15 protein-coding genes are annotated in these 14,547 nt (G+C 70.9%); 8 read left to right on the top strand and 7 right to left on the bottom strand.

The window, feature by feature from the left end:
• The first annotated feature begins 152 nt into the window (after nucleotides 1–152).
• The 3 genes from ACIRQP_RS31105 (at nucleotide 153) to ACIRQP_RS31095 (ending at nucleotide 2,943) form a co-directional block, all read left to right on the top strand.
• Nucleotides 153–704 carry a Clp protease N-terminal domain-containing protein gene (locus ACIRQP_RS31105; protein ID WP_403895800.1) on the top strand — a complete coding sequence of 184 codons (552 nt, stop codon included), beginning with the start codon at nucleotides 153–155 and terminating at the stop codon, nucleotides 702–704.
• Nucleotides 705–810: 106 nt separating this feature from the next.
• Complete coding sequence (locus ACIRQP_RS31100; RefSeq protein ID WP_403895797.1) at nucleotides 811–1,794, top strand: EamA family transporter; 984 nt, start codon at nucleotides 811–813, stop codon at nucleotides 1,792–1,794.
• A 183-nt stretch (nucleotides 1,795–1,977) separates the two neighbouring features.
• Nucleotides 1,978–2,943, top strand: coding sequence for a DMT family transporter (locus ACIRQP_RS31095; RefSeq protein WP_403895794.1), 966 nt, complete (start codon nucleotides 1,978–1,980; stop codon nucleotides 2,941–2,943).
• Nucleotides 2,944–2,998: 55 nt separating this feature from the next.
• Here ACIRQP_RS31095 and ACIRQP_RS31090 read toward each other — a convergent pair whose 3' ends face one another.
• The gene (locus tag ACIRQP_RS31090) at nucleotides 2,999–3,718 is read right to left on the bottom strand and encodes a pyridoxamine 5'-phosphate oxidase family protein (RefSeq protein ID WP_403895791.1); all 720 of its coding nucleotides are present in this window, start codon (nucleotides 3,716–3,718) and stop codon (nucleotides 2,999–3,001) included.
• A 23-nt stretch (nucleotides 3,719–3,741) separates the two neighbouring features.
• On the opposite strand from ACIRQP_RS31090, the gene ACIRQP_RS31085 reads away from it, so the two are divergent.
• Complete coding sequence (locus ACIRQP_RS31085) at nucleotides 3,742–5,073, top strand: aminotransferase class I/II-fold pyridoxal phosphate-dependent enzyme (RefSeq protein WP_403895788.1); 1,332 nt, start codon at nucleotides 3,742–3,744, stop codon at nucleotides 5,071–5,073.
• Between the two features lie 28 nt (nucleotides 5,074–5,101).
• Here ACIRQP_RS31085 and ACIRQP_RS31080 read toward each other — a convergent pair whose 3' ends face one another.
• On the bottom strand, nucleotides 5,102–6,124 hold the full coding sequence (locus ACIRQP_RS31080; RefSeq protein WP_403895785.1) for a DMT family transporter: 1,023 nt from the start codon (nucleotides 6,122–6,124) through the stop codon (nucleotides 5,102–5,104).
• 73 nt (nucleotides 6,125–6,197) lie between these two features.
• Here ACIRQP_RS31080 and ACIRQP_RS31075 point away from each other — a divergent pair, with 73 nt between their 5' ends.
• Entirely contained in the window at nucleotides 6,198–7,157 is a 960-nt protein-coding gene (locus ACIRQP_RS31075) for a LysR family transcriptional regulator (RefSeq protein WP_403895782.1), read from the top strand.
• Between the two features lie 72 nt (nucleotides 7,158–7,229).
• Here ACIRQP_RS31075 and ACIRQP_RS31070 read toward each other — a convergent pair whose 3' ends face one another.
• Nucleotides 7,230–7,700 carry a Rieske (2Fe-2S) protein gene (locus ACIRQP_RS31070; RefSeq protein ID WP_403895779.1) on the bottom strand — a complete coding sequence of 157 codons (471 nt, stop codon included), beginning with the start codon at nucleotides 7,698–7,700 and terminating at the stop codon, nucleotides 7,230–7,232.
• An 80-nt stretch (nucleotides 7,701–7,780) separates the two neighbouring features.
• Nucleotides 7,781–9,886 carry a prolyl oligopeptidase family serine peptidase gene (locus ACIRQP_RS31065; protein ID WP_403895856.1) on the bottom strand — a complete coding sequence of 702 codons (2,106 nt, stop codon included), beginning with the start codon at nucleotides 9,884–9,886 and terminating at the stop codon, nucleotides 7,781–7,783.
• A gap of 111 nt (nucleotides 9,887–9,997) precedes the next feature.
• Between ACIRQP_RS31065 and ACIRQP_RS31060 the strand changes: the two genes are divergently transcribed.
• Together ACIRQP_RS31060 and ACIRQP_RS31055 are read left to right on the top strand one after the other, a co-directional pair.
• On the top strand, nucleotides 9,998–10,123 hold the full coding sequence (locus ACIRQP_RS31060; RefSeq protein ID WP_403895862.1) for a hypothetical protein: 126 nt from the start codon (nucleotides 9,998–10,000) through the stop codon (nucleotides 10,121–10,123).
• 346 nt (nucleotides 10,124–10,469) lie between these two features.
• Complete coding sequence (locus ACIRQP_RS31055; RefSeq protein WP_403895776.1) at nucleotides 10,470–10,697, top strand: hypothetical protein; 228 nt, start codon at nucleotides 10,470–10,472, stop codon at nucleotides 10,695–10,697.
• A 221-nt stretch (nucleotides 10,698–10,918) separates the two neighbouring features.
• Here ACIRQP_RS31055 and ACIRQP_RS31050 read toward each other — a convergent pair whose 3' ends face one another.
• Nucleotides 10,919–11,746 (bottom strand): transposase family protein, encoded by an 828-nt coding sequence (locus ACIRQP_RS31050; protein WP_403895853.1) that lies wholly within the window; start codon nucleotides 11,744–11,746, stop codon nucleotides 10,919–10,921.
• A gap of 408 nt (nucleotides 11,747–12,154) precedes the next feature.
• On the bottom strand, nucleotides 12,155–12,565 hold the full coding sequence (locus tag ACIRQP_RS31045; protein WP_403895773.1) for a MarR family winged helix-turn-helix transcriptional regulator: 411 nt from the start codon (nucleotides 12,563–12,565) through the stop codon (nucleotides 12,155–12,157).
• Nucleotides 12,566–12,627: 62 nt separating this feature from the next.
• Here ACIRQP_RS31045 and ACIRQP_RS31040 point away from each other — a divergent pair, with 62 nt between their 5' ends.
• A complete protein-coding gene (locus tag ACIRQP_RS31040; protein WP_403895770.1) occupies nucleotides 12,628–13,404 on the top strand; it encodes an alpha/beta fold hydrolase in 777 nt (258 codons plus the stop codon).
• A gap of 200 nt (nucleotides 13,405–13,604) precedes the next feature.
• On the opposite strand, the gene ACIRQP_RS31035 is transcribed toward ACIRQP_RS31040, so the two are convergent.
• Entirely contained in the window at nucleotides 13,605–14,378 is a 774-nt protein-coding gene (locus tag ACIRQP_RS31035; RefSeq protein ID WP_403895767.1) for an IS4 family transposase, read from the bottom strand.
• Between the last annotated feature and the right edge of the window lie 169 nt (nucleotides 14,379–14,547).

Genomic DNA, 14,547 nt, shown 5'->3' with positions numbered 1-14,547 from the left:
GGAGGCAAGGCGGCGCGCCTCGCCGGGGAGATGCGGGGGGCGATCTCATTCGCAAGGAGGAGGGCCGGTCCGGATGTGCCCAACTCCGGTGGGATGCGGAAATGCTCCCCGCCGGGGATGTCCGGCAGGCCCGGGACTGATGGGGTGAGAGGGTGCAGAGCCCACCTCCGCGGGTGCCGGAACAGTCCGCACCGAACCGACCCGATACCGCGTCCGCGCGCGCCGATGTCGAGGCCCGGCTGACCCCGGAGCTGGCTTCCGTCGTCTCGGGCGCGCGCAGAAGGGCGCACCGCGACGGTGACAGCCAGATCGACACCGCCCATCTGCTGCACTCGCTGCTGGAGACGGACCCCGAGGTTCGGGCCGCGTTCGACGGCGACCCCCAACTGGCACGGGTGCTGGGCTATCTCGTCCAGCGGAGCATCGGCTACGGACTGCGCTGGCAGGGAACCGTGGAGGACTCCGGGGCCGTGCCCGCGGTGCGGGACCACCCCGTGACGGGCTGGTCGCCCCCGGCCGTCACCGCCATGGCGGGCGCGCTGGAACGCGCGGAGCGCCGTGGTGAGCCACTGGCCGGCGGACTCGATCTGCTCGCCGCGCTCTCCGCCGACCAGGAGTGCCGGGCGGTCGATGTGCTCGAACGGGCCGGGGTGGACGCGCGGTCGCTCTCCGGGCGACTGTCCGGTACGTCACGATCGGTCTGACCACGGGCGATTCGGCCCGCCGCGTCATGGCGTCCCGGCGGAGATCGGCTGTCTCGACAGGTGTCATGAGGGTGACGCTCCTGACGTCGGCTGTCATGATGACGACATGCGCATGTCTCAGGGGAGGAGCGTCGGCCTGGGCCTTGCCCTGGCGTCGGCGTTCGCGTTCGGCGGTTCGGGCGTGGCCGCCAAGCCGCTGATCGAAGCGGGGCTCGACCCGCTCCATGTCGTCTGGCTACGGATCACCGGCGCCGCCCTGGTCATGCTGCCGATGGCCTGGCGCCATCGTGCGCTGGTACGGCGACGGCCCGCGCTGCTCGCCGGATTCGGCCTGCTGGGCGTGGCGGGGGTACAGGCCTGCTACTTCGCCGCGATCTCCCGTATCCCCGTCGGGGTCGCGCTGCTCATCGAGTATCTGGCCCCCGCGCTGGTCCTCCTCTGGGTCCGGTTCGTCCAGCGGCGGCCGGTGACCCGCGCCGCCGCGGTCGGGGTCATTCTCGCGGTGGGCGGGCTCGCCTGTGTGGTCGAGGTCTGGTCCGGGCTGAGCTTCGACCCGGTGGGGGTGCTCCTCGCGCTCGCCGCCGCCTGCTGCCAGGTCGGCTACTTCGTCCTCTCCGACCAGGGCGCCGACGGCGAGAACGCGGCCGATCCGCTGGGCGTGATCGCGTACGGACTGCTTGTCGGGGCCGTCGTACTGACGGTGGTCGCCCGGCCCTGGGGGATGGACTGGTCGCTGCTCGGCGGGAGCGCCGACATGGGCGGGGCGAGTGTGGCCGCGGCGCTGCTGCTCGGCTGGATCGTGCTGATCGCCACCGCGCTCGCGTATGTGACCGGAGTGATCTCCGTACGCCGTCTCTCGCCGCAGGTGGCCGGGGTGGTCGCGGCTCTGGAGGCGGTCGTCGCGACCGTACTGGCCTGGGTGCTGCTGCGGGAGCATCTCTCCGCGCCGCAGATCATCGGCGGCGTGGTGGTGCTGACCGGTGCGTTCATCGCCCAGTCGTCGACGCCGAAGGCGCCTTCCGGGCCGATGGCGGGCGGTGCGGGGGTGGGCGACCCGGCGCGGTTGTCCGCCGGACACACCGCGACGTAGGGTGCTGATCATGCACTTGACCGTTCTTCCGCCTCCCGCGTCGTAACGCGGGCGGCCATCCGCTGACGAAGACCGGGCTCGGACAGGACACGCCGTACAGGCGCCTGTCCCGAGCGGTTCGTCGCTGCCCGCGCGCCGGAGCCGAGCGACCACACCATCCCGCTCTTCACACGGAGACATCACGTGTCGAATCCTGTTTCCTCCGTTCCTCCCGGCCTGCCCGTCGGACGGAGTCTGTTCTTTCTGATCGTCGCCGGGGTCGCCTGGGGGACCGCCGGCGCCGCCGCCTCGCTGGTCTACCGGATCAGCGACCTCGGACCGCTCGCGCTCTCCTTCTGGCGCTGCCTGGGCGGTCTCGTTCTGCTGCTCGGGGCGCTCGTGCTGCGGCGGCGCAGGGAGCCCACGCCCGCGGAACCGCGCCGACGGCGGCTGTTCCGGATCCTCGGTACCGGTATCGGTCTCACCGTCTTCCAGAGCGCCTACTTCGCCGCCGTGGAAACGACCGGTCTCGCGGTCGGCACGGTCGTCACGCTCGGCGCCGGGCCCGTCCTCATCGCGCTCGGCGCCCGCGTCACCATGGGCGAGCGGCTGGGCGGTGGCGGTCTGGTCGCGGTGACGGGCGCGCTCGCCGGGCTCGGAGTGCTGGTGTTCGGCGATGAGGGCGGCTCCGTACGACCGGCCGGTGTGGCGCTCGCGATCCTGTCCGCCGCCGGGTACGCGGGGATCACCCTGCTCACCCGGTGGCTGGGGCGCGAGGGCGGCGCCGGCGACTCGATGGCCACCACCGCGTGGGCGTTCGCCATCGGTGCCGTCCTGCTGCTGCCGATCGCCTGGGGCGAGGGACTGCTGCCGCATACGGCGGAACCGGCCAGGGTGGTCTGGCTGCTGGTGTACGTCGCGGCCGTGCCGACCGCGCTCGCCTACGCCCTCTACTTCGCCGGGGCCGCGGTGGTGAGGGCCGCGACCGTCTCGGTGATCATGCTGCTCGAACCGGTGAGCGCGGCGGTGATCGCGGTCGCCCTGCTCGGGGAGCGGCTGACCTTCGCGACCCTGCTGGGTACGGTCCTGCTGCTCGCGGCGGTGACCGGTCTCGTGGTGGCCGAGGCCCGGCTCGCGGCGGTACGGCGCCGGGCGGCGGCGGTGGTCTGACGCCGCCGCCCGCACTCCGCGTGGTGTCGTCCGTGGTGTCGACCGTGGCGTCGTCTCAGAGCACGGAGAGATAGTCGGGCAGTGCGATGGCCGGGTCGAGATCGTCGGACGGGACGGGCATGCCGTAGCCGCGCGTGAGCGGAACGACCCCGGCCCAGTGCGGCAGCGTCATGTCCTCGGGATCGTCGTTGGGGCCGCCCGTACGGACCTTGGCGGAGACCTCGTCGAGATCGAGACGGATCACGGCGGTCGCGGGCAGTTCACGGGCGTTGGCCGGGCGCGAGTCGTGGGAGCGGCCCGGTACGACATGGTCGACGATCGCGTCGAGCGCGGTGCGCCGTTCCGCGGGGTCGGTCACCTGGCGGGCGATGCCGTGGACCACGACGGAGCGGTAGTTGATCGAGTGGTGGAAGGCGGAGCGCGCCAGCACCAGACCGTCGACATGCGTCACGGTCAGGCAGACGGCGAGGCCGGTCCCGGCCTCGTCGTCCGCGCTCTCCGTACCGGCGCCGCCACCGCCGTCGGCCGACGTCATGCGCAGCGGACGTGAACCGGTCGAGCCATGGACGTACAGCCGCTCGTCCACCCGGCCGTAGAGCGTCGGCAGGACGACCGGAGCGCCGTCGCGGACGAAACCGAGGTGGCAGACATACGCCTCGTCGAGTATCCCGTGCACCAGCTCGCGGTCGTATGCCGCGCGCTCCCGGGCGCGGGTGGGGACGGTGCGCGGGGTGGGCTGGTAGGCAGCGGTGCTCTCCGGCATTGCGCTCTCCATTGCACTAGTGCATAATCTTCTTTGTGCTAGGAGAGTATCGGATTGTGGGTCGGCGCGCGGCGGAGATTTCCGCCGACGTGGAGCGCGCGGTGGGTTCCGGGGAGCTGGCCCCGAACCAACTTCTCCCGCCGATGCGGGAGTTGGCGACGAGGCTCGGAGTCAACCCGAATACGGTCGCGGCCGCCTACCGGAGCCTGCGGGACCGCGGGGTGATCGAGACGGCGGGGCGCCGGGGGAGCAGGGTGCGTGCCCGCCCCGCCAGTACGGCGCGTGGCTCGATCCGGGTCGAGGCGCCCCCCGGTGTACGCGATGTGTCGGAGGGCAACCCCGATCCGGCGCTGCTGCCCCCGCTGCACGACGCCCTCGCCGCCGCCGCGCTGCACAACGCGGAACATCCGGGGCTGTACGGACAGGCGCCCGTCGACCCGGAGTTCGCACGGCTCGCGCGCGCGGGGCTCGACGCCGACGGCGTGCCGGCCGGACCGGTCGCCGTGACCTCCGGATCCCTGGACGCGATCGAACGCGTCCTGGCGGCCCATCTGCGACCGGGCGACGCGGTCGCCGTCGAGGATCCGGGCTGGGGGAGTCTGCTGGATCTGGTGCCCGCGCTCGGGCTGCGGCCCGAACCGATGGGCGTCGACGACCAGGGGCCGCTCCCCGCCGGCCTGGCGCGGGCGCTGCGGGCCGGTGCCCGCGCGGTTATCGTCACCGACCGCGCGCAGAACCCCACCGGTGCCTCGGTGGGGGCGGCCCGCGCCGGGGAACTGCGCGCCCTGCTCGCCGACCGTCCCGAGGTGCTGCTCATCGAGGACGACCACGGCCATGGCATGGTCGATCTGCCGCTCCACCCGCTCGCCGGGACCACGGGCAATTGGGCGTTCGTACGCTCCACCGCGAAGGCGTACGGCCCGGATCTGCGGATCGCGGTGCTCACCGGGGACGCCCTGACCGTGGACCGGGTGACGGGGCGTCAGCAGCTCGGTCCCGGCTGGGTCAGCCGGCTTCTCCAGCGCGCCGTCGTGGAGCTGTGGACCTCGGGGGCGGTGGATGCGCCGGCCGTGGCGCGGTCGTACGGCGAGCGGCGCGACGCGCTCGTACGGGCCCTGGCGGAGCGGGGCGTCGAGGCGCACGGACGCAGCGGGATGAATGTCTGGGTGCCGGTGGCCGACGAGACCGGAGCGGTGGCGCGGCTGCTGCACGCGGGCTGGGCGGTCGCGCCGGGCGCGCGCTTCCGTATGGCCACGCCGCCCGGCGTGCGGTTGACGGTGTCGGAGATGACGGGCGACGACATCGGGCCGGTCGCCGACGCGGTGGCATCGGCGGCCGGCCCGGCGCCCGCGCGCACCTACGGCTGAGTCGCGCACTGACGGCTGAGTCGCGCGGCTACGGCTGCGTCGCGGGCCGCTTCCTGGCCCTGCTCTGGGTGAGCGCGGCTCCCGCGAGGACGATCAGGGCGCCGACGGGGGTGTTCCAGGTCAGCTCCTCGTCGAGCAGCGTGACACCGGCCGCCGTGGCGATGACCGGGATGAAGTACGTGACCATCTGGCCCGTCGTCGGGCCGACCTCGGCGACCACTCCGTACTGGAGCAGGATCGCCAGCCCGGTGCCCAGCGCGCCGAGCACCAGCACCGCGAGCAGCGGACCCACCGGGAACGAGGTCGGCATGGTGGTGAACAGCGGTGTCACGACAGCGAGTTGCAGCATGGCGAGGAAGAGCTGCGCGCCGGTCAAGGAGAGATGGGAGCTGCTGTTGCCCGCCAGGGTGCGGCGTACGTAGATCCAGCCGATCGGATAGCTGAGCGACGCGAGCAGCGCCATCGCCGTACCCGTGACATCCACACCGGAGAAGCCCTGCCAGGCGCCCAGCACGGTCAGCACACCGAGAAAACCGAGGCCGAGCCCGGCGACCCGGCGCCGGGTGGGCCGGTCCTCGGAGAGCGCGACCAGCGACAGGGCCATGCCCCAGAGCGGCGACGTGGCGTTGCAGATGCCCGCGAGCGTCGAGGGAATCGTCAGCTCGGAGTAGGCGAACAGCGAGAACGGCAGCGCGTTGAGGAAGAACGCCGCGACGGCGAGATGCCCCCAGGTGCGGAGCCCGCGCGGGAGGCGGTCCCGCTTGACCGCCATCGCCACGGCCAGCACCGCCGTACCGAAGAAGAGCCGGCCGAAGGTGACCTGGAAGGGGGCGAAGCCGTGGGTGCCCACCTTGATGAGCAGAAAGCTGAAGCCCCAGATGAGCGCCAGCACCGCGAACCGGACGCGCCAGTCCACGGCGGGGAAGGTACGGCGGGTGCCCGGAAGGGCCGGATCGACGGCAGCGGGCGTGGCCGCGACGGCGGGGGACAGGGCGGTGGCCCCGCCGGCGGACGGGTCCGGCCCGGGACGGGGCGGGGTGGCGGTGCTCATGCGGACAGCCTGGCGTGGACCATCTCGTAGGACAAGCGAGATTATCTCCACCATTCTGATTAGTATTGCTTACATGTTGAATCTGGAGCGCCTGCGCACGCTGGACGCCCTGGCCCGCTACGGCTCGGTGAGCGGCGCCGCCGAGGGACTGCACGTCACCACCTCCGCGGTCTCCCAGCAGATGGCCAAACTGGAGCGGGAGGTGGGCCAGCGGCTGCTGGCCAGGAACGGGCGCGGTGTACGGCTCACCGACGCGGGGCGGCTGCTCGCCGATCACGCCGCGCGGATTCTCTCCCAGGTCGAGGTCGCCCAGTCGGACATCGAGGCGCAGCGCGGCCGGGCGGTCGGGGAAGTGCGGATCTCGGCCTTCCCGACGGCCGCCCGCGGGCTCCTCCCGGCGGCGATCCGCGCGCTGCGCGAGGGCCATCCGGAGCTGCGGGTCCGGTCGCGTGAGCTGGAACCCGAGGCCGGGATCCGCGGGGTCGTCAGGGGCGATCTCGATCTCGCCGTGGTGCTGGATTGGAGCAACAAGCGGCTGCCGGTGCCGGGCGGCCTGGCGACGGCGCATCTGCTCGACGACGTCCCCGATGTGGCCATGCCCGCGGACCATCCGCTCGCGGGCCGGTCGGAAGTGGAACTGGAGGAGTTCGCGGGCGACCCCTGGGTCTCCTGGCCGGAAGGCGAATTCTGCTACGAGTGGCTGATATTCACGCTGCGCTCGAAGGGGTTCGAGCCGCGGATCGCGCATCTCGCGGGGGAGCACCACACGCAGCTCGCGCTGATCGCGGAGGGACTCGGGGTCTGTGTCGCGCCCCGGCTGGGACGCGGCGCCGTGCCGGTGGGCGTGGCGGTCGTGCCCGTACGGCAGCGGATGCGCCGGCACGTCTACGCCGTGTGGCGGACGGACGCGGACCGCCGTCCGTCGATCCGGGCCGCGGTCGAGGCGCTGGAGGAAGCGGCCGAGGCCGCGAACCAGGTGGTCGGGGGCGGAGCGGGGCGGCCGGGGGCCTCACCTCCTGCCGACGAAAAGTGAAGCCCGCCGGCCGCCGGTCATGGGTGCGGACGTCCGCCGGTCATGGGTGCGGACGTCCGGACAGGCATCAGGTCACGCGAGCGTGATCGAGTCCCCGGCCACCTTGATCGGTGTCGCGGGCAGCGGCTGCGTCGCGGGTCCGGCCTTCACACTGCCGTCCGCCGCACTGAACCGGCTGCCGTGACAGGGGCAGTGGATGATCCCGTCGGAGATGTCCTTCACGGCGCAGCCCGCGTGGGTGCACTTGGAGGAGAACGCCTTGAACTCGCCCGCCGTGGGCTGGGTGACCACCACGCCCTGGTCGGCGAAGACCTTTCCGCCGCCCTCCGGGATCTCGGAGGTCTTCGCGAGGACATCGGCCGGGCCCGCGCCGCCGCCCGCTCCGTCGTCGGGTGTCGTGGACGTGGGCTTCCCGGCAGCGGACTCCTCTGGAGTGTCCGAGCCGCCGCACGCGACCAGCGCCGCCGCCAGCCCCGTCGCGCCCGCCGCCGCGACCACGGTCCGGCGTGTGACGACCCGTGCCGTCCCCTGCGTTCCCGTCATACCGAGCTCCGTTCCCTGGTGGGCTCTGTGCCGGCCGGTCGGCCGTTCAGCGATAGGTACGGCTATACCCGTCGCGATGTTCAGATATCGAGAGACTTCTTGAAGAAGGCCAGTTCGTGGCGCAGAAGAGTGTCCGCCTGCCCCACCCGGGTGACGAGATGGCCCGCCCCCGGCAGCGGTAGTACGGTGTGCGGCCGGCCCGCGGCGAGCAGCGCGGCGGAGAGCCGCAGCGTATGGGCGGGGAAGACATTGTCGTCGGCGAGCCCGTGGACGAGCATCAGCGGCCGGGTCAGCCGGTCCGCGTACGGGATCAGCGAACAGCGGTCGTAGTTCTCCGGCTGGATGTCCGGATGGCCGAGATAACGCTCCTCCCAGTACGTGTCGTACAGCCGCCGGTCGGTCGGTGCCGCGCCCGCGACCGCCGCGTGGAACACATCGGGGCGGTGCAGTACGGCGCCCGCCGCCAGGTAGCCGCTGAACGACCAGCCCCGGATCCCCACCCGCGCCGGGTCCAGCGCGTCGTACCGCTCGGCCGCCGCGTGCAGCGCGTCGATCTGGTCGGTCAGGACGGGCGTCAGCCGGTCCCCGAGGATGGCCCGCTGCCACGCCACGCCGCGCCCGGGGGTGCCGCGCCCGTCGGTGGCCAGTACGGCGAACCCCTGCTCCGCGAACCACTGGCACACGGCGGTGTACCAGCCGCCGCCCTTCGTCACCACCCGCATACCGGGGCCCGCGTAGGGGCTGAGCAGCACGGGCAGCTTGCCCGCGTCCGGTGTGTACCAGGACGGAAGATGCAGGCGGCTGCGCAACTCCCGCTTCCCGAGGGAGAGATGGACCGGCCTGGGGGTGACCAGCGGCTGTTCGGCGAGGACCGCGATCCGGCCCGACGGGGCGCCGCCGCGCACCACCGTGACCGTATGCCCGTCCGGGGTCCTGCTGTCGAGGACGACGGTGTCGCCGCCCGCCGAGGCGGTGTGCACCCCCGGCTCGTCCGTCAGCCTGACGAACCCGGTGTCCGGCGCGTACGACCAGACATGGGTCTCCGTCGGCTCCTCGCTCGCGGTGAAGAAGACCCGCTCGCCCACCACGCCCAGCACCGCGTGGACCTGGAGTCCGTCCGGCGCGAGGGCGTCACCGACCCGCAGCGAGCGGGCGTCGTCGCGTACGCACGGCAGGACCGCCGTCCCCGACGCGGTGTGCAGGGGAGCGCCCGGCGGACACTCCACCCAGTGCTCGTCGGTCTGCCGGTACAGCCGCTCGACCTCGCCACTGGCCGGGGCGACGCGCAGGATCCACAGTGTGCGCTGGTCCCGGGTCTGGAGGCCGACCACCGGGCCGCCGCTCTCCCAGCCGGCGCTGACGACGTACTCGAAGGCCGGGTCCCGCCAGACACCCACCGGAGCTTCGTCCCCGGGGGCGCGCTCCGGCAGCCGTACGGGGGTGTGCCGGCCGTCGAGCGTGACAACGCGCAGCGAGGTGCGCGCGTTGGCGGTGCCCGCCGCCGGATACGGCACCGAGCGCGGCGCCCACGCGGGATCGGACGGATCGCCGAGGTACCAGCGGCGCACCATCGAGGTGTCGACCCGGGCTACCAGCAGGGCGTCCCCGTCCGGCGACCACCAGTAGCCGCGCGCCCTGCCGATGGACTCCGCGGCGACATGATCGGCCAGCCCATAGGTCACGTCGGGGGTCTCGGGCCCGGCGAGCGGCCGGTCGTCCGTACCGTCGGTCCGTACGACGCGCAGCGCCCCGCCGCTGACGTAGGCGACGTGGGCGCCGTCGGGCGAGGGGCGCGGATCCACGACCGGGCCCTCGGTGCGGACCCGCCACGGAGCGCCGCCGTCCGTCCGTACGAGCCAGAGTGCTCCTCCCAGCGCGTACGCGACGACCCGCGCCTCCCGGTCGGTGGCGTACCCCACCACTCCCACCGCGGTCTCGCGGGCCCGTTCGCGGCGTATCCGATCCGCGTCGGAGGCGGGCTCGTCGCCGACGGCCGCCGCGGGGTCGGCGAGAATCCGCTCCTCGCCGTTCTCGTACAGCCACAGCGGGCTGCGCGGATCCACGCCGGACACGGACCGTACGAACAGGACGCGTTCGCCGTCCGGTGACACGGTGAACTGGCGGGGGACACCCAGCGAGAAGCGGCGGGTGCGGGCGAATCGCAGCGGAAAGCCGGTGGTCTCCATGGTCTCCAGATATCCCTTGTCTCTTCCGGGCACGCCGGAGGAACCCCGGGCGCACTCCGACAGGCGAAAACGACCGAGCGGCGCCCCACCACCCCGAAGTAACCAGGCGCAATGCTCACCGAAGTCACCGCGACCCGCTATGTCACGCCCTTGCGTGAGGGCGGCTCGCTTCCGGGGATCGTCGAGGCCGACGATCTCGGTACGTACGTCATGAAGTTGTCTACCAAACGCCTCTGACCTGCGGTGATTTGATCTGCGGCGCTTGTTACCTGCACAGATGAGTCTTTCGACGTCTTTCAGGGGCGTGCCGTGTTATGCAGTCGGTTCTCCCCACGGGCTCTCCAGGACCGCCGAGGCTCCCCAGATTCTCCCCGGCGCTTGCCGTGGCTCGGGGCGATTGCGACACGGGTTCCCCGTCCGCCCAGGGCGCTGCGGTAGGCACGATGAGTGACAGAGGCGGCGGCAGATCGACGTCTGGTGCTACGCAGGCGGATGGTGAAGGGCATGGTCCCTTCGGGCCGATGGGATGCGAGCATGCGAATGCAGTGGAGAGCGGCGCCTGTTGCTGGGCAGAATCCCTGTTGTGGCTCCGATGCTGACCGATATGCTGTCCGACCGGCTGAACGCGCTGGTCAAGCATCCGTTCCACCGGGAGAACGGTGAGCGGCGGGTCGGCTTCATCGAGGACTTGCACGAGTGCCACACCGAGGACTACGTGACGTTCCAGCGGGAACTTCTGCATGCCACACTCGCCACGAACCGTGCGCGTGCGGCGCGCTCGCGTGGGGCGTCAACTGCGCTCCATCGGTGACGCCATGGCATGGCGGGCATTCCGGTATGACCGGCACTACGTATGTGCGCTGCGCCGCAACGAATCGCCGGGACCGATGACACTCAGTAAGGAGGGCACGGTCCATGAGATCCAGTTCGCGCAGCAGCAGTGGATCGAGAACAGGAGCTTCGCTTCCTACTGCTGCACGACATCACCGACTGAGTCTTTCCCAGTAATGGATCATGACGTTGTGTGATCGTTCAGATGATTCGGTCGTACTCGAGCTGGAGCAGGACGAGGGCTGCAGCGGCGATCTGGGTGATCCGGCTGGGGTCAAGGCTGACCCGTCGCAGGGCCTTGAAGGTGGTCTTGAGTAGGGAGTTGGCCCGCTCGCACACGCCGTGGATGCCGTAGATGACCTTGTTGTGGGTCTGCTGGGCCTCGGTCAGCTCGCCGCCGGCCGGCTTCTTGACCGGGTGGCGGAAACCATCGCCGGCGTTTTCGTACCCGAGGTCAACCAGGGTCGGCACACCCAGCTCTGCCGCGAGATGGTTGAGCGCGTCGATCAGGCCGTGCCGGCGGGCACAGGTGGTGTCGTGCTCGCGGCCGGGGCGGACCGGTGAGACCCGGATGGGCCAGCCGTCCGGAGCGGAGATGACCTGCACATTCCCACCGTGATGCCGGTGCTTGCCTGACCACCACAGGTCCGCGCCGTTGGGCCCCGGAGCCGCGACCCGGCCGGTGCGGACCACGGTGCCGTCCAGGTTCAGATGCGTCAGCCCGGCCGCCTTTGCTCTCGCCAGCGCGGTGTGCAGATCCGGCGCCCCGGCCGCAAGGACGGTCAGTCCTTCGTGCAGGTACCGGTAGGCGGTGGACGACGACACCTCGTTGTCGCGGGCGAGTTGGGCCAGGCGGGTGCCGTCGAGGAACCAGCGCAAGATGAGCACAGCCTGCCGGAAGCAGCCCAGCGCACGCCGCCCCCGGCGGTTACCGACCGAGGCGCGGTGATCGCTCAGCAGCCGGGCCAGGTGCTCGGCAGTGGACCGGCGGACATCGAGCACGGCGGTGTATGTGACACTGGTCAAAATGTGAGGTCCCTCAGTCCGATCTTTCTGTCGCAAGATCGTTCCTATCAGGGGCCTTACGGCTGCACGGACTTGAAGGCGAACCGCGCAGCTCGACATCCTGGCCCTCGGCATTCAGCTTGAACAGCTTCAAGTCGGTCACGCGCGTGTCCCCTCCCCGTGGTTGCCACAGAGAGGCAATCGCATTCGTAGCCGCAGTATTCCGAACCTGCAGGCATCGAACTGCCGACGCGGTTGATGGGGGGCGTCGTACCCCCTCAACTCATCACCTTGGTCTCTATGGCGGTCGGACAACGACGCTACGCTCGCCGAACGAGTCGCCGTATCTGCTTGTCGGTCAGTTTGGCAAACCACCGCTCAACCAGGTTCAGCCGGGGAGCCGACCAAGACTCGTTCCCGACCACGTTCTGGCTAGCCCGCCAACAATCGCTCGAGTATGTCGCCGAGCACGGCGAGCTCGTCAGCTCCGAGTGTGCTGAACGACGTGCGAGCGACCTCCTCCGTGATCTCACGTCCCTCGGTGAACACGCGTTCTCCCTCGGGGGTCAGCTCCGGACGGATCGCACGTCCGGCCCCGGCGACGCGTCGGATCAGCCCGCGTGCTTCGAGCCGCGCGGCGAGCGTGCCGAATGCCTGATCGGTCTGAAACGTCAGGACGGCGAGGTCATGCAGGGACGCGCCGGGGTGGGCCCGCAGGTGGCGCAGAGCGTCCCACTGCACGAGCGTGACGTTGAGCGGGCGCAACGCTTCGCTCGCTGCGCGGTGTTGCTTGACCTGAAGGCGCTTTACCGCGTGGCCCATCTCCGGGATCGACATTGCCATGTCCAGAGCTTAGCCGAGCAAGGCACCTTGCTTATATAAACATGTTGATACATGATGGCCGCATGAGTGCACCGATCTCCATCAACATCCCCACATCCTTTGGCGATGTCCCGCTCACCGTGGACCAGCGCGGCACCGGTCGCCCGGTCGTCATCCTTCACGGTGGGGCCGGACCGACATCCGTCACCGGCTTCGCCGACCTCCTGTCCGACGCCACGGGCACACGCGTCATCACTCCGACTCATCCCGGCTTCGGCGGTACCCCGCGCGCGGAGACCCTGACCACGATCGGCGGCCTCGCAGAGGTCTACGCCGGCCTGCTCGACGCGCTCGAACTCAACGACACCACCGTGATCGGCAACTCGATCGGCGGATGGATCGCGTCGGAGCTGGCATTGCGCCACCCCGCGCGCTTGGGGCGCGTCGCGCTCGTGGATGCGGTCGGCGTCGAGGTAGCCGGACACCCTGTCGCCGGCGCGCTCCCGCCCTCCCAGCTGGCCGAGTACAGCTGGTACGACCCGTCAAAGGCCCCCCGCCTGGACCCTGCAACGCTGCCACCCGGAGTTCTCGAGATCCTCGCCGGCAACCGCGCGGCGCTCGCTCTGTACGGCGGACCCATGACCGACGCGGGCCTCCTTGCGCGGCTCATCGATATCGATGTGCCCACGCTCGTGCTGTGGGGTGAGGCGGACCGCATCGTGGATGTCGACTACGGTCGCGCCTTTGCGGCGGCGATTCCCGGGGCACGATTCGAGCTCCTGTCCCGGACCGGGCACGTGCCGCAGATGGAGACGCCCCAACTGCTGCTGGAAGCGCTTCGAGCGTACGTCGCGGGCTAGCCGCAATACCGGTAACTTACGGCTTTGGTGTGCGTCTGACCCGTTTGGGTTTGGTGGCGTCGATGATGGTGATGGTCGGAACGCGTGGGCGCTTTGCAGTGTTGAGGGCGGCGCGTTTGAGGGGTCAGCTGGCGACTTTGCGTTTGATGACGCGGGGGTTGGACCGGCGGCGTCGTGGTGGCAGGAGGCGTTCGAGGAGTTCAGCGTGGGTGGCTTTGACGGCGTGGGCGAGTCTGCCGGGGGGAAAATGCCGCCTGGTCGGTGACCTGGCGGCGCACGACGCGCAGTGAGCGGGTGAAGGAGATCCGGTCGGGGTCCTGGTCGGCTTGTTGTGCGGCCTGGTGCGTCAGGTGTCGGATGGCGTGGTGGACGAGCAGGAATCCGTAGAGTTCCTGCTCGGCGCCGTCCGGGTGCTGTGATCGCAGTACCAGGTGGGAACCGCCGAGGTGGGTCTTGATCTCGTCGAGGGTGGACTCGAACTCCCATCGCTGGGCGTAGAGGGCGGCCAGTTCCGCGGCCGGGGCCTTGTCCGGGTCGAGGATCGTGGTGATGAGCCGGTAGACGCCCTCGTGGCCGGCGATGGTGTACTCCACCGCGCGTACCGGTACCCCGCGACGGGTGTGGTGGATGTCGGTGCGGTCGAAGATCTCGGTGAGGTAGGAGCCGTCCGGCAGTTGCTCGACCACGGGCAGCACGAGGTCTTTGCGGACTCGCCACAGCAGGTCCGCCCCCGTCGCCGCAGCCTTGCACCACAATGCCACGCCGTAGAAGCCGCGGTCGGCCGGCAGCAGCATCCCCGGGCGCAGAGACACCAGAACCTTCGGGGCCAGGGTCTGTTCTCCGGTAGGGAGAGGTCCGGTCGCGGCGTCGAAGATGACATGGGTGCCGCACTCCACCAGGCCGACCATGCGCATCTGCGGGTAGCCGGCGTTCTGTTCGCCCCGTCCGGAGCGGGGCGGACGGGGCGAACGCATCCACGTGGGCCTTCGTGTCGGGCAGGTCGAACGTGGTGCCGTCGATCGCGGTCAGCCGCCAGTCCCGGTAGAAAGCACCCTGCGTACCCGGACGCCAGAGCTTTCCGCCGCAGAGCTGCAGAAGCAAGCGAAGCAGCCGCAGCAGTTCAACGGCACGGCGGGCCCGGTC

The sequence above is a fragment of the Streptomyces sp. NPDC102274 genome (assembly GCF_044766385.1).
Classification (GTDB): domain Bacteria; phylum Actinomycetota; class Actinomycetes; order Streptomycetales; family Streptomycetaceae; genus Streptomyces.
The sequence above is the reverse complement of the archived record's forward strand: the minus strand, read 5'-3'. Positions and strand labels throughout refer to the sequence as shown.

Excerpts from the sequence above, each read along its gene's own strand:
- ACIRQP_RS31045 (WP_403895773.1), bottom strand. The coding sequence starts at position 12,565 with ATGGCAATGTCGATCCCGGAGATGGGCCACGCGGTAAAGCGCCTTCAG.
- ACIRQP_RS31060 (WP_403895862.1), top strand. The coding sequence starts at position 9,998 with ATGCTCACCGAAGTCACCGCGACCCGCTATGTCACGCCCTTGCGTGAG.
- ACIRQP_RS31070 (WP_403895779.1), bottom strand. The coding sequence starts at position 7,700 with ATGACGGGAACGCAGGGGACGGCACGGGTCGTCACACGCCGGACCGTG.
- ACIRQP_RS31090 (WP_403895791.1), bottom strand. The coding sequence starts at position 3,718 with ATGGAGAGCGCAATGCCGGAGAGCACCGCTGCCTACCAGCCCACCCCG.
- ACIRQP_RS31035 (WP_403895767.1), bottom strand. The coding sequence starts at position 14,378 with ATGCGTTCGCCCCGTCCGCCCCGCTCCGGACGGGGCGAACAGAACGCC.
- ACIRQP_RS31100 (WP_403895797.1), top strand. The coding sequence starts at position 811 with ATGCGCATGTCTCAGGGGAGGAGCGTCGGCCTGGGCCTTGCCCTGGCG.
- ACIRQP_RS31080 (WP_403895785.1), bottom strand. The coding sequence starts at position 6,124 with ATGAGCACCGCCACCCCGCCCCGTCCCGGGCCGGACCCGTCCGCCGGC.
- ACIRQP_RS31040 (WP_403895770.1), top strand. The coding sequence starts at position 12,628 with ATGAGTGCACCGATCTCCATCAACATCCCCACATCCTTTGGCGATGTC.
- ACIRQP_RS31065 (WP_403895856.1), bottom strand. The coding sequence starts at position 9,886 with ATGGAGACCACCGGCTTTCCGCTGCGATTCGCCCGCACCCGCCGCTTC.
- ACIRQP_RS31075 (WP_403895782.1), top strand. The coding sequence starts at position 6,198 with ATGTTGAATCTGGAGCGCCTGCGCACGCTGGACGCCCTGGCCCGCTAC.